Genomic DNA, 13,563 nt, shown 5'->3' on the forward strand with positions numbered 1-13,563 from the left:
TTTATGCTGTACTACAACCGATTGAGGTGGTGTTTGTGTTAAGTGGACAGGTCCGGTAATTATGGGAATTACTCGAATATCAAAAGATAATCTCAAGAGACTTAATATTGCCGCCACAAGCACAGTCCATAACTATTTTTGACGCTAAAAATGAACATTATCACCATTAACATTTTTAGCGAAAAATTTTAATAATTTAATTATGCATCATAGACCTGTGAGATCAATAACGCTCATACTGCTAATCACCGTGTTGAGTTTTGCCGTCGTTAATGTGGTTGAGGCGAAGACTTATACGATAAATTTTGCTGGAATCACCCAGTCCTATCCATATTTTAACGCTTATGAATACGATCACGAAAGCGGCACACCAAAAGGTAACCCCTCATCGGAAACAACTCCTCCTGGAACCTACGATGAATTCACCGATGCCGAGTATCAGCAGATCTGGTATCAGGACGGCGATATGGCTGATCCGGGTTACGAGACGCACTACTTTATTTTTAAACTACCGTCAGAGGAAAATGCAATTGATAGTATACGCATAAGGTGGTACGGGCGGGCAGATGATTCAAATGACGATGTTAGACTTTTCATCTACAACTGGAGTGTTGGGAGCTGGTTAAATACTAATGCTTACATTGATGGCACTTCTTCTCAGTGGATAGATTACACCCTTGCAAGTCCAGAGCATGATCCAGACAATTATATTTCACCCAATGGCTACCTCCACTTAGCATTTGTGGGATATTCTGACGGATGGTTTGATGGCGACGGCCAACCCCAGACAGACTACATCGAACTCATCGTAGAGGTTAACGATGCATACGTTCAGCAAGCGTGTGTGGATTACGATGCTTCAACTGTCCCGCGTGACTGGGATGGATTTTTTGATGACGATGCAATACGCGTGCAGGCAAGAGCAACAACCACAGAAGGCACACCAATTCCCTACTACCCGTCATTTTATCTCAAAGCAGAATGGGACGGTGGTAGTGGAACATTTGGAGGGGGTGCTATGGATTCGACTGGCTGGGCTACTGTTAGCGGAAGGCCGATTGATGGTGGAGTGACTGATAAGTGGCGTGTGACGCTCAATGTTGGTGTTGGCGATGGTATCGCTAACGGAGTGCCATATGAGGCCAGTTCTGCATGTAATGAAGAGGATTTTGCCAACAATATAGCCATAACCCCCGGAAGTTACGACATCACATTAATTGGCCGCTATTGGGACGTTGGTGGTGGGGATTGGGTAAGGATAAGATGGATTGCCGAACCGGAAGATGTTTCTCACGTTAACATTGGAGGATACAATATACCGGTAGCTCAGCACTTCGACAACTGGGACTTTTTGCTGTGGAAGATGGGCGTGGTTGACCCAAACAACGATAACGATGGTGAAACTGAAGGTGTCAACGGTAACACAAACGATATGGATTCTGAATGTTATCCTGCATGTGTAGGTCCCGACGACAGTCCATACTGCCCCGGAATGGATAGCTGCAGAAACGGTAGAGGGATAATCATAGCCACTTATCCTGCAGGATGCTGCATCAGGGAGCGTGATGGCAATGTGAGTGCTCATGACTGTGGAACTTATATGAGCGGATACAGGTTTGGACCACTTTTGCAATTCAACCTGCCGGATCACGCCCTAGGTGAAGTCGGAAAGTCGGCTATGTTTGTATGTAAGGAATACAACACTTTAAGCGGATTGCTTAGTACGACAGAGTATAGCGGTCATGAGGGTTGTGGAGGTGGAAATTGTAGACTTCATTGCACTCTCTTAGAGATATTAGGTGCCGATATTGGAATGTCTCCTGGTGCTACAGAGTATCTTGCAAAAAACGGTCTCACGCTTATAATACCTGTAATTAGACCCTGGCCCAACGGCGGCCTTGGTACCCTCAGCTTTATTGGCTTAGCTGCTGACAATCAGCATGTCGTTGGGCTGGTTATCGGCCATCGCTGGGGAATTCACCCATTTACAGCACTCGTTACATCCATGCCGAGCGGGAGTTATCCGGCAGATGATGATGTAGATGGCTGGCAGAACTTCTATCCAACGTGGATATACTACTTACTTCGCAACTTGGCCTACAACATAAAAGTCATAGGAGAGGAACTGTGGCACTGGAAGGATCGGTATCCTCAGAGTGGTGAAGATAACATTATACTTGCAAATAGGGCTTTTAACAAATTTTTGCTGGACTTCATACCTTACCTTGATGAGACACTATGGATACTTCAGGCCAGTGGAAATAACACAATTCATCCTTTTATCGTATCAATGTTTACCCAGCTATACGATAACGCAAGGATTGTCAAATACATAGTAACAAATTCCACTCTAAGGTCAGAATTTGCAAACACTGTAGGAACAGCCTTAACATACTTGCCAAACATAACCGGACCTGTGGATGGGTCAACATCTCTGAACTACTTCCTCAAGTACAGAGTACAGATGCCTTATGACGAGAAGGAGTCCGTAAATTATCAGTTGATGAAATTGCTAGATCAGATAACTTCCTTCGTTGTAACAATCCTGCACCACATCCCGATTATGGAATATGTCCCCAATTCACCCGGCTGGAGCTTCGGAAACTGGATATCTGACTATTAACACTTGCTTGCTAAGACATGTAGTATATTAGGTAGCCCACCAAAATTGCAACAGTAAGCAGAAAAACAGCCACTACTGGAGACGAGTTCGGTTCTTTTTCAACTATGTATGTGTTCGAGATTTTGACATTGTCCAATCCCTCATAAGTTTTTTCCCAAATCAGCTTTCCATCAAGGCTAAGTTTCCCAAGCCAGATGCAGGTAGTTCCATTACACTCCTTGCTACTCACAACCAAATACCCATCAGTACTATTTAGAATTCTCACAGTTCCAAACACAAATGATAGAAAAGTGAAATTTCTTTTTATTGTTTTATTCCATTCACCCATCGCACTAACCCAGATAAAGCCACTCTCATTCCCTCCAGAACCTGCAATAACCTTATCATCTTTGTTTGCAGTCACCGACCAACCGGCCGTAATCCTACCATACTTAAAAAATTTTTTCCAGTCCAAGTTTCCGTTTTTATCGAGTTTTAAAGCGATGGCTTTAACAGGAGTGGTCGTGTTTGCAAAATTCTCTACTTTTACATTCCACACTTCCCCAACGATTATGTATCCATCCTCTACTTCCGCCACATCCCATGCAATGTCGTCAAAGCCCGAAATCAAAGGTTCTGTTCCACTCCACTTCTCCTTTCCTGTTAAACTTCACCACCAAGATGTCGTAGTTGCCGTAGAGCCTAAGCCCTCCTCTGTAATCCCCCACGCTTCCAACACCAATATATCCCCCGTCTGCCGTCTTTTTAACTCGCTTGATACTGTCATAGTCTCTGTAATTAATTTCATTCTTCCACAGCTCTCTACCTCTCTCATCAAACTGCACAAACCATACATCCTCATTTATACAACCATCTTTACACGGTGCTATTGTAATCGATGCGATAACTCTCTTTCCATCTCCTACTATTGAAGTTGCGCTGTCTCCCTTACCACCGTAATCATACTTTTTCTGCCAAAGAACGTTGCCAGCATCATCTAACATTATAATCCAGGCATCATTACCATGACAACCCGTAACACCTCCAACCACATACCCTTTATCAACTCTATCAATATTCCACACCTGCGACCTGCACTCTCCAACATATGTTCTATTCCAGATCTCATTACCTTGCGAGTCGACCTTTATGAGCCATGCATAGCTCCACTTATAGTTCAGCCCGGTAGCACCAGCTATAATATATCCGCCATCGGGAGATTTTGCTATATCAAAAGCCATACTCCATCCTGAGGCAGGTATGGCAAGGGCCAAGACTACAAAAGGTAGCAGTAGTCTCACAATTTTATGCAGTGTGTTGAACAATTTAAATTTTCTTAACTTTCTGGATAAAGATTCGCTCCAACCGGTAGGGCGTTTTTGTGAAGTAACAACAATCAAAACACCACTTCCTACCAGAACTAAAAATATAAACCCCCAAGAACCAATAAACAAACATGATGCTGTACTTCTTCGACCCGATATACATGATGCTGGCGATGGTGGGCTATCTTGTGATGCTGCTCTTGGCCTCCACCATAGCCCCCAAGGTTGCCAGCAGAGTCTCGGGAAAGTTCTCCCTTTTCACGTCAATGGTTCTCTTAGCTGCGATGATTCTCTCAATCTCAGCCGCCATCATATACCTGATACTCGCCTATTCCGGAGTTTACATCAGCTTCTACGGCCTTATAATCTTCCTGCTCGCCATCAACCTCCTGATGTACCTTTTCTCCCCCTACATCATCAACCTGAGCTACGGGGCTGAGAGGGATGAAAGGCTCCAGATGGTCGTAAACAGCGTTGCCAGGAGGTTGAACATGAGGCCACCAAAGGCCGTCATTGTGAGAGCACCACCAAATGCCTTTGCGTACGGCAACTTCCTGACAGGCAAGTACGTTGCAGTCTCAGAATCATTGATGAGAATGCTCAGTCAGGAGGAGCTTGAAGCAGTAATAGGCCACGAACTCGGCCACCACAAGCACAAAGACAATGCGGTAATGCTCCTGTTCGGCTTGCTGCCCTCAGTAATATTCTACCTCGGTTACGCTCTGATTCACTCCTCATTTAGAGACGACAGAAGGGGTGCTCAGCTTGCGATAATCGGCATAGCGGCAGTTTTAATTTCCTTCATCGTGCAAATACTCGTTCTCGCCTTCAGCAGGCTCAGAGAATACTACGCGGACTTTGAAGGAGTCAGGGCGACGAACAAAGACGCCATGCAGAGGAGCTTAGCAAAGATACACCTCTTCTACCACCGCTACCCTGACTACCTCGCCCCTATACAGGACAGCAAGTTCAGAACTCTCTTCATATATGCATTCACCAACGCTGTGGCTGAGCCGATAACGAGAGCGGACATCGAGGCTCTTAAGAACATGAAGATAAGCCCGATACAGGAGTTCCTGTCAACACACCCACCACTGCCGAAGAGGTTAAGGTTTATTGAGAGCATCAGAGTTTTTTAAATTTTTGGAGCTTGTTGGGTTCAAAATTAGGAAAAATCTCAGGCACCCAGGCTGAAAATCGCCTGCCAGATTCTTTGCTCAATTCCGTATTCTTCCTCCTCTTCATATAGGTCGATTGCTGTAACAATTGCGGATATTTCCTCCCTTGAGAGGTCGCTCTCCATGAATATTTCGTCAAGCCTGGCCTTGATGGGTCTGAAGGCGGCCATGTATTCCTTGACATTCTCTGCTATGTTCCTCTCCTCCACGAATTTTGTGTGGATGTTGCCCTTCACATACTCCTCGTCGTTCATCACCGCAACGTGGAACGGTATGTTCGTCTCCACACCCTCTATGATGTACTCGTAGAGAGCCCTCTTCATCCTCGCAATAGCCTCCCTCCTTGTCTCGCCGTAGGCTATCAGCTTGGATATCATGCTGTCGTACTCCTCTGGAATTCTGTAACCCATGTGGATGCCACTATCAACTCTCACCCCTATCCCACCGGGACTTCTGTAGTGCACAATTCTGCCACTTCTCGGATAGAAGTTGACCGGGTCTTCAGCGTTTATTCTGCACTCAATCGCATGTCCCCGTATCTTCACATCTTCTTGCTTGTGCCTTAGTTCCTCTCCGCTGGCAATCAGAATTTGGTACTTAACGATGTCAATTCCGGTGACAATTTCCGTTATTGTGTGCTCCACCTGAAGCCTTGAGTTTATCTCAAGGAAGTAGAAGTTCCCGTACTCGTAGAGAAACTCAAAAGTCCCTGCGTTGGTGTATTCTATCTCCTTAGCACCCTTTACCGCCAGTTTCCCAATCCTTTCCCTCATCTCGTCATTCAGCGCCGGAGATGGGGCTTCCTCTATGAGCTTCTGATGCCTCCTTTGAATGCTGCACTCCCTCTCGCCCAGATGAATAACGTTTCCGTGATGGTCTGCGAGAATCTGCACCTCTATGTGCCTCGGCTTTGCAAGATACTTTTCGAGGTAAACGGTAGAGTCCTTGAAGTACCTCTCACCCAGCTTCTTCGACTTCCTGAACGCATCCTCAAGCTCTTCCGGGCTGTTAACAACAACAATGCCTATCCCGCCCCCTCCACCGGATGCTTTAAGGGCTACAGGATAGCCAATTTTCTCAGCCCACTCCCTCGCCTCATCAACACTCTCAACTCTCGGCGAACCCGGAATCACAGGCACTCCTGCTTTCTGCATCATCTCCCTTGATTTCACCTTTGAACCTGCGATGCGTATTACCTCAGGAGAGGGGCCTATAAATACGATCCCTTCCTCCTCGCACCTCTCCGCAAACTCCGCGTTTTCTGCCAGAAATCCGTAACCGGGATGAATTGCCTCTGCCCCGGATTTCTTCGCAACCTCGATAATCTTATCAATGTTGAGATAGCTGCTCCTCGGATCTGCTTTGCCTATGTAGTAACATTCATCCGCATAAACTCTGTGAAAGGCTCTTTTGTCTGCAGAACTGTAAACTGCAACGCTCTCTATCCCAAGCTCCCTGCACGCTCTCATCACTCTTACTGCAATTTCCCCCCTGTTTGCCACCAGAATTTTGCTGAACATCCAGTTTTAAGGCTAAAACCACCGGTTTAAAAACCTTTTTTCAAATAGAAGGAGAGAAATACGTAAAATGCAAGTAAACGCAACAGGAATACGTATTCAGTTTGTAGTAGATGTTCAGAATTTTATTTATCTCAATAAATTGTTATGTTGGATACCGAAAACAATTTACAGCCTGGCTTAGTTTCAACAGTGATGAACACTATCAAAGTTTTCGACACAACTCTAAGAGATGGAGAGCAGATGCCAGGAGTGTCGCTCCCGCAGGAGTACAAAATTAGAATAGCAAAGCAGCTCGACAAGCTCGGTGTTGACGTTATTGAGGCTGGATTCCCCTCAGCAACCAAAGGCGAGTTTGAGTCGGTTAAGGAGATAAGCTCCCTCGGTCTTAATGCAGAAGTTTGTGGTCTCGCGAGAATCGTTAAGGAGGATATCGATGCTGCTCTCAAGGCTAACGTTGATATGGTTCATATTTTCGTCCCAACTTCAAAAATTCAGATTGAACACACCGTAAAAATGTCAAGAGAGGAAATTATCGAGAAGTCGGTTGAGTGTGTTGAGTACATTAAGTCTCACGGCGTTAAATGCTTGTTTTCTGCCATGGATGCCACAAGAACGGAGGTTGAATACCTGAAGCAGATTTTCAAGGCCGTTGAGGAGGCAAAGGTTGACGTGGTGAACGTTCCCGACACCGTAGGTGTGGCAACCCCCTTCAAATTTTACGAGTTAATCAAGCAGCTCAGAGAGCATCTGAAGGTTCCGATAGATGTCCACTGCCACAACGATTTTGGTTTGGCTGTTGCCAACACCTACGCAGCGGTTATGGCTGGAGCTAATGAGGTGCAGGTTACCGTGAACGGAATAGGCGAGAGAGCAGGAAATGCAGACCTCGCTCAGGTAGTTATGATTCTTCACGCCATTGAGGGAATAAAGACTAACATTAAAACTGAACACCTTTTTGAAACTTCAAAGCTTGTTGAAAGGCTCACCGGAGTGAAGATGCCACCAAACCACCCCATTGTTGGGGAGAATGCTTTCAGCCACGAAAGCGGAATACACGCACACGGAGTGCTGAAAGAGTTCTCAACATTCGAACCGGGAGTTGTTACTCCTGAAATGGTTGGACACAGGAGGAGAATAGTAATAGGGAAGCATGCCGGGAGATACCAGATAAAGAAGATCCTTGAGGAGGCCGGCTACCACCTTGACGAGGAGCAGCTTAACCAGGTGTTCGAGAAGGTAAAGGAAATGGGAGATAAGGGTAAGAGGGTAACAGACCTGGACTTGTTCGCCATTGCGGAAGTTGTCATCGGTGAGCTGAAGAAAGAGGAAAAGGCAATTCTCGTTGATGAGGTTACGGTTCTGACAGGAAACAAGATCACTCCGACTGCGGTTCTGAACGCAGAGGTTTTTGGAAATAGGAAGGTGACGTCTGCTATCGGAGTTGGACCGGTTGACGCATCCCTCAAAGCCGTCACCTCGCTTGTAGGAGAGAGCATCAGAATAACGGAATTCAGGATGGATGCTATAACCGGAGGAAGCGATGCTTTGGCTGAGGTTTACGTTACGGTTGAGGATGATGAAGGACACACCTTCACCTCAAGAGGTGCTGCACAAGACATCGTCATGGCCTCAATCAATGCAGTCATTAATGCAGTTAACTACCTGCTGAGAATGAAGAGGAGAAAGCCTTGAGGTGGTAGATGGAATACATTCTCGTTTCGACTGGAGATAGAGCGGCAAGAATAGCCTCAAAGCTTCCCGACTGCATAATTATTGATAGAGATGCGAATTCAGCCAAGAGACTCGCTGAGAGGGGATTTGAGGTTTTAAACGAAGATGCCTCAAATCCAGAAGTTCTTGCAAGGTTTGATACAGATAGCAAGATAATTCTCGCAGATGATGATGAATTCAACCTGAAGGTTGCAAAGGTTGCCAAGCTACTCGGATTCGAAGTTTTCGCCATTGCGAGAGATGAGGAGAAGTGCTGGCTTTACGAATCAGAAGGAATATCGAGAATCTGTGGTTCAGTCGAGGCTTTGCTCTCGACAATTTTTGAGAAGAACAGATATTTCGAAATAAAGGTTGGAGAAGAGATGGACGGCAAGACGCTCAAAGAATACGATGCCGGCGAGGATTGCATGGTTATCTCCATTTTTCGAGATGGGAAAGTTCTGCAGCCCTTTCCGGAGCTTGAGATGAGGGCTGGGGACACCTTAGCGCTTGTCTGCGGTGAGCAGGTTAGGTTGACAAAGAACCCTTTCGACAACATACTCCTCCTCAAAAGTGAAATGACGGAAAAAGAAATAAAAGAAGCGGAGATGGTGGCAGAGAGGTTCGGAGCTAACCTTATTGTCTTCGAAAAGGTTGGTAATGCTTACGCCTGCGTTCTCGAAGGACGTTCAGATAGCGTGAACCTTGAAGAGGCTGTTAAGATTCTCAAGAGGAGCGATGAGTTTGACCTGATTGCAACTACGCTGAAAGAGAAAAATGAAGACGTTTTGAAGCTGCTCGTTTCGAGTTTTCCGACACTCATTTTATCGGGAAAGGAAGACTACAGGAAAATCCTTGCTCTGGTGAACAACTCAAACCCGGATGTGATGATAAACATTGCAAAGGCGTTCTCAAGGTTTTTTGGTAAGGTGAAGGTTCTGTTTCTCGATGAAGAGCAGATAAAGCATTTCTCGAAGTTCACAGAAACTGGCCTTGAGGTTGAGGTCTCAACTGGAAATCCGATGGTTGATGCGGTGAGGGAGTTCAAAAGCGGATACAACTTGGTAATTCTCTCCCTCACAAACGATGTTGGGAATATTGACAGAGGTATCCTCTGGAAAATTATTCTGGATAAGGAAACATCGGTTGTGGTGGTGGAGTGAGTGAGATAGAGCAGTTCACAACCATTGCCCTCATCTCCGTCATTGCCTTTATATCGCCCATAATAGCCGAAAAAATCAGAGTGCCGGCTGTTGTTCTGGAAATAATTCTCGGCATGGTTTTTGGTGTGAGCTTTCTTAACGTAATCTATTCTTCTGAGTGGCTCTCCTTCCTCTCCCTTTTTGGACTAATATTCCTCATGTTCCTTGCTGGACTTGAGATAGATGCTGAAACAGTTTTGAAAAGTGGACATCTTAAAAAGGTGGTCGCATTCTTCATCCTTTCACTCTCCCTCAGTGCCGCTTTTACCATTTTAGCAGGATTAAGCTTTTTTTACGCGATAATTCTGACCAATGTTGCCGTCGGTGTGGTTGTTTCGGTGTTAAGAGAAATTGGAACTGATAAAGAGGAGTTCGGCCAGCTGAACATCGTTGCAGCCCTCGTTTCTGATTTCTCGACAATGTTTCTCCTCTCGATTTACTTCCTCACTGGTTATTTGCAGATCGCTTTCGCGTTCGCCATAATTCTGGTTTTCCTCGCAGCATACAGATTCGGCAAGCTGGTTATATGGTACTTCCCGGAATTCATATCAAAGTGGTTCTCCGACGAGCCGTCTGAGATTGGTGTGAGGGGGAGCTTGGCAATCATGATTCTCTTCGTCGGTCTGAGCTCTTTTCTGGGAGTTGAGGCAATTCTCGGAGCATTCCTTGCCGGAGTTCTGCTTTCGATAACATTCAGGGGTGGGAAAAAGCTCTACGACAAGCTGTACGGCATGGGGTTCGGCTTCTTCATTCCCATATTTTTCATCAAAACGGGCAGTGAGCTTAACATCGCTCAAGCCGAAGAGGGTTTGGATCTTATTCTGCTTCTTCTTGCCGTCTCTTTTGCTGTTAAGATCATCCCATCAATGATTTTCATTCCGAATTTCGGTCTGAGAAGGGCGATGTCCATGGGTTTTCTCCAATCAACAAAACTAAGCCTCACAATTGCCGGTGTAGCGATTGGTATAGCATCTGGAGTCATCTCCGAGCTGGAAGCTACAGCACTCGTCTCATTCACGATAATATCCTGTCTGCTGTCTCCAACGCTATTCCGCCTGCTTTATCCCAGATACCATAACGGGTTGTAAGCTTCCATGCAGTTTGCTGTATCCAATTTGACACATGATAGTAAAATACTTATATCAGAGATAACAAGTCAATGTGGTGATTACATGTGGAAGAGAGTTTGTGTCTTCTTAGTTGCGCTGGTTGTGTTGAGCTGTACAGCGAGAGTGGTAGCTACCGACGTAACGAGCATACACAGCGCAGAATCGGTTTCAAAAACGGCGATTTGCATTCACTTTCACTATCCCGAAGGTTGGCATGCCGGAGATCCGCTACCTCAAAAAGACGTTCAGATGATCCAGAAAGCCAAGGATCTGAATGCCAAGTACATTCGATTCGATATTTGGTGGAAGGATATTGAGCCTCAAAAAGATCAGTTCAATGAGAATGCGATTGCTTACTACAGAGCAATAATAAACAAAATTCATCAGGAGGGGATGGATGCCATCGTAGTTCTTGGAAGCAGTGGAGGATTTCCCAACTGGGTTAGGAATTTGCTGGTTTCAAAATCTGGAACGATTGAAGCAAAGATAAATGGAAAAACAGTTAAAATTCCAAGAGGTGAGGTTGAGGTTAATGAGACGATGAAGCTGGCAAAGGAGAGCAAAATACCAGTAAGAAACCTTTACGTTGTGAATGGAAAGGCAATAATACAAGCTCAAGTTACCCAGGGCTTCTTGCTTGAAGCAAAACAGTATGCTGCCAAAATAGCTCAGGAGTACTGGTATCTTCTCGTGTATTATCAGCTCGGAAATGAGTTGAACCATCCAACTGATCCAATAGACTGGTACGATGACCACGAATACATTAAAGCTTTACACGACGGGCTTGATGAATATGAAATTTACTACAAGACAATAGTCAATGGTTTCGCAGACTGGTCTGAGTGGGACTACTGGCTTGAGTACTGGCTTGATAGGGCTGGTAGTTGCATAGATATAATTGCTATCGACCATTATCCCGGAACTTGGAGTGATCAACCATACAATCACTGGAATGAGCTTGATACATTGTTTAACATAGCGGATCAACATGGAAAACAGGCTGCAGTGATGGAGACAGGGTTTTCTACATACTCTGACTTAGTAGGTCACGGAGAAGACGAGCAGCGGAATTTCATTAACTCGGCTTTACCAGCAATAAGACAGAAGGCGCAGCGACATTATTTGGCTTTTGTTACATGGTACGAGTTAGTTGATGAGCCTTGGCAATCACCGGTAACAGTAGAGTGGTACTTTGGAATTTGCAGGGATAACCTGTTACCAAAACTAGGATACAACGATTTGAAGTATCAATTTAGCCTTTTTGGAGGGTGAACGATGAAAGGCAAGCTACTCTTCATTTTTAATAGGGTCTGCCTTTATGGATACTTTGTAGGCATTTTTATTTTGGTAGTATGTCTGACTCCATACTCTCTGTTGGACTGGATTTTAATTCTCCCAATCTTTGCAGCTTTCATTTTTCCGCTCGGAAGCTTTGTAGGTGTTATCCCCTACGGATTTTTTCGCTGGAACACTCCAATTTCATATCAACAAATATTCTCCAGTTATTCTTTGTATTACCCGCTTCTAACAATTTCTATTGCCATGCAGACGTATATCGCCTTTCAAATATTCAAAAACAAATTAGATAAAATCTATTTTATTGTTGTATTTCACCATTTTGGCGTGGGTTTATTTTATCTTACGAACTTTACAATTATCCCCTTGATCACTCACGAGGCACGCATATCTGGAATTTTACTCGGAATCTATGGGTTGTTGCTAAACCTCTTGGCTGTGTTCTCCTTTAAACGGGGAAAGAATACATTTCTGTGATCCGCAATCGTTTTTTGTTTTAGTTACCGTTTAACCTAACGAGAAGCAACCACACTACCCCAGATACCTTCCAAAAACAAGATAGCCAGTATGCCAGACCTTTGTTGAGGTTCTCGTTCCAACTCTTTTAATGTCCAGATCAACTCTCAGAAGCTCGAAAGCCTCAAGCTCCTTGAATCCCTGCTTCTCCATCTCCCTGTATACATCCCTCGCCGCCTCAATGTATGGGTTGTAGACCACAACATGACCTCCGGGTTTCAGTATTTCTTTCGCTTTCCTGATAAAGGCCACATCATCCTTCATGTCCAGAGTTATGAGGTCAAATTTGACCTTAAGGCCATCTGCCACCTGCAAGGCATCTCCCACAATCTGGTGGATGTTCTTAAGCCCCGCAGTCTCGAAGTTCTTCCTGGCAATTTTCGCGAAGTCTGGCCTTTTCTCCACCGTAACAACTTCACCGTACTTGTTGAAGTAAGCGAGGTATGCAGCGAGAATTCCACTGCCGGTTCCGGCATCAAAAATCAGCGAGTCGGGAGAGAGGCCGGTATAGGTGATAATAGCACCTATGTCCTTTGGCATTATCGGTGTAGCTCCTCTTTTGAAGTGTCTGAAAAAATCTGCGGGGTTGAAAGGGACTATGCGGTACTTAACGCCGAGATGCGTTCTTACCTCTTCCCCGTAATTTTTCCCTTTAAGCTCCTCAAGGTCTATTATACCGTGATGGGTGTGGAGCTTTCCCTCAAACTTTTCAACGAGAAAGCTGTGCTTTCCCCTCGATAAGACGACTGGGGGCTTCATTCTTGCAGCTTCATCAAAGCCTCAGCCAAGTCTCCTCCTGCCTCTTCAAGAGCTTTTCTCGCAGTCTCCTTGTCAACATTTGCCTGCTCCATGATTAGCTTTACATCCTCCTCGCTGATTTTCGGTGGTCTTTTTACTACCTCATACTCCCCAACAACCTGGAAGGTCTCAACCCCCCTCGCCGAAATCTTGGAGACCGTGGGACTGCGGAAAATGAGTTCTTCATCGCTCGTTCTGATGATAACCTCTTCAGCGTCAATCTCCTCCATCTCTATGCCCATCTGCTTCATCATCTTTTTCATCTGCTTGGGATTCATTGGAAGCATGAGGAAAATAGTAGAGGAGG

The 13,563-nt window shown here is 45.2% G+C and carries 11 protein-coding genes; 6 read left to right on the forward strand and 5 right to left on the reverse strand.

Annotation, left to right across the window (positions count from 1 at the left end; genetic code table 11):
• Positions 1-742 precede the first annotated feature (742 nt).
• Positions 743-2,623 (forward strand): hypothetical protein, encoded by a 1,881-nt coding sequence (locus tag H0Z19_RS04665; RefSeq protein WP_290724315.1) that lies wholly within the window; start codon positions 743-745, stop codon positions 2,621-2,623.
• Between the two features lie 10 nt (positions 2,624-2,633).
• On the opposite strand, the gene H0Z19_RS04670 is transcribed toward H0Z19_RS04665, so the two are convergent.
• Entirely contained in the window at positions 2,634-3,200 is a 567-nt protein-coding gene (locus tag H0Z19_RS04670; protein WP_290724318.1) for a hypothetical protein, read from the reverse strand.
• 16 nt (positions 3,201-3,216) lie between these two features.
• Entirely contained in the window at positions 3,217-3,903 is a 687-nt protein-coding gene (locus tag H0Z19_RS04675; RefSeq protein ID WP_290724321.1) for a hypothetical protein, read from the reverse strand.
• 155 nt (positions 3,904-4,058) lie between these two features.
• Here H0Z19_RS04675 and H0Z19_RS04680 point away from each other — a divergent pair, with 155 nt between their 5' ends.
• Positions 4,059-5,066: a zinc metalloprotease HtpX gene (locus H0Z19_RS04680; RefSeq protein ID WP_290724323.1), complete on the forward strand. Its 1,008-nt coding sequence runs from the start codon at positions 4,059-4,061 to the stop codon at positions 5,064-5,066.
• Positions 5,067-5,104: 38 nt separating this feature from the next.
• Here H0Z19_RS04680 and H0Z19_RS04685 read toward each other — a convergent pair whose 3' ends face one another.
• Positions 5,105-6,625 carry an acetyl-CoA carboxylase biotin carboxylase subunit gene (locus H0Z19_RS04685; RefSeq protein ID WP_290724325.1) on the reverse strand — a complete coding sequence of 507 codons (1,521 nt, stop codon included), beginning with the start codon at positions 6,623-6,625 and terminating at the stop codon, positions 5,105-5,107.
• 192 nt (positions 6,626-6,817) lie between these two features.
• Here H0Z19_RS04685 and H0Z19_RS04690 point away from each other — a divergent pair, with 192 nt between their 5' ends.
• The 4 genes from H0Z19_RS04690 (at position 6,818) to H0Z19_RS04705 (ending at position 11,918) form a co-directional block, all read left to right on the forward strand.
• The gene (locus tag H0Z19_RS04690; RefSeq protein WP_290724328.1) at positions 6,818-8,317 is read left to right on the forward strand and encodes a 2-isopropylmalate synthase; all 1,500 of its coding nucleotides are present in this window, start codon (positions 6,818-6,820) and stop codon (positions 8,315-8,317) included.
• Positions 8,318-8,325: 8 nt separating this feature from the next.
• Entirely contained in the window at positions 8,326-9,498 is a 1,173-nt protein-coding gene (locus H0Z19_RS04695; RefSeq protein WP_290724331.1) for an NAD-binding protein, read from the forward strand.
• Positions 9,495-10,625, forward strand: coding sequence for a cation:proton antiporter (locus tag H0Z19_RS04700; RefSeq protein ID WP_290724333.1), 1,131 nt, complete (start codon positions 9,495-9,497; stop codon positions 10,623-10,625). Before H0Z19_RS04695 ends, H0Z19_RS04700 begins: the two co-directional genes overlap by 4 nt.
• A gap of 84 nt (positions 10,626-10,709) precedes the next feature.
• The gene (locus tag H0Z19_RS04705) at positions 10,710-11,918 is read left to right on the forward strand and encodes a hypothetical protein (protein WP_290724336.1); all 1,209 of its coding nucleotides are present in this window, start codon (positions 10,710-10,712) and stop codon (positions 11,916-11,918) included.
• A gap of 555 nt (positions 11,919-12,473) precedes the next feature.
• Here the strand turns inward: H0Z19_RS04705 and H0Z19_RS04710 are convergent.
• Together H0Z19_RS04710 and H0Z19_RS04715 are read right to left on the reverse strand one after the other, a co-directional pair.
• Positions 12,474-13,217: a tRNA (adenine-N1)-methyltransferase gene (locus H0Z19_RS04710; protein WP_290724338.1), complete on the reverse strand. Its 744-nt coding sequence runs from the start codon at positions 13,215-13,217 to the stop codon at positions 12,474-12,476.
• Entirely contained in the window at positions 13,214-13,543 is a 330-nt protein-coding gene (locus H0Z19_RS04715) for a nascent polypeptide-associated complex protein (protein ID WP_290724340.1), read from the reverse strand. Before H0Z19_RS04715 ends, H0Z19_RS04710 begins: the two co-directional genes overlap by 4 nt.
• Positions 13,544-13,563 lie beyond the last annotated feature (20 nt).

Source organism: Archaeoglobus sp. (assembly GCF_017656475.1).
Taxonomy (GTDB): domain Archaea; phylum Halobacteriota; class Archaeoglobi; order Archaeoglobales; family Archaeoglobaceae; genus Archaeoglobus.

Bases quoted from the DNA above. Each gene is read 5' to 3' on its own strand.
- H0Z19_RS04715 (WP_290724340.1), bottom strand. From the start codon at position 13,543: ATGCTTCCAATGAATCCCAAGCAGATGAAAAAGATGATGAAGCAGATG.
- H0Z19_RS04680 (WP_290724323.1), top strand. From the start codon at position 4,059: ATGATGCTGTACTTCTTCGACCCGATATACATGATGCTGGCGATGGTG.
- H0Z19_RS04710 (WP_290724338.1), bottom strand. From the start codon at position 13,217: ATGAAGCCCCCAGTCGTCTTATCGAGGGGAAAGCACAGCTTTCTCGTT.
- H0Z19_RS04690 (WP_290724328.1), top strand. From the start codon at position 6,818: ATGAACACTATCAAAGTTTTCGACACAACTCTAAGAGATGGAGAGCAG.
- H0Z19_RS04685 (WP_290724325.1), bottom strand. From the start codon at position 6,625: ATGTTCAGCAAAATTCTGGTGGCAAACAGGGGGGAAATTGCAGTAAGA.
- H0Z19_RS04705 (WP_290724336.1), top strand. From the start codon at position 10,710: ATGTGGAAGAGAGTTTGTGTCTTCTTAGTTGCGCTGGTTGTGTTGAGC.
- H0Z19_RS04695 (WP_290724331.1), top strand. From the start codon at position 8,326: ATGGAATACATTCTCGTTTCGACTGGAGATAGAGCGGCAAGAATAGCC.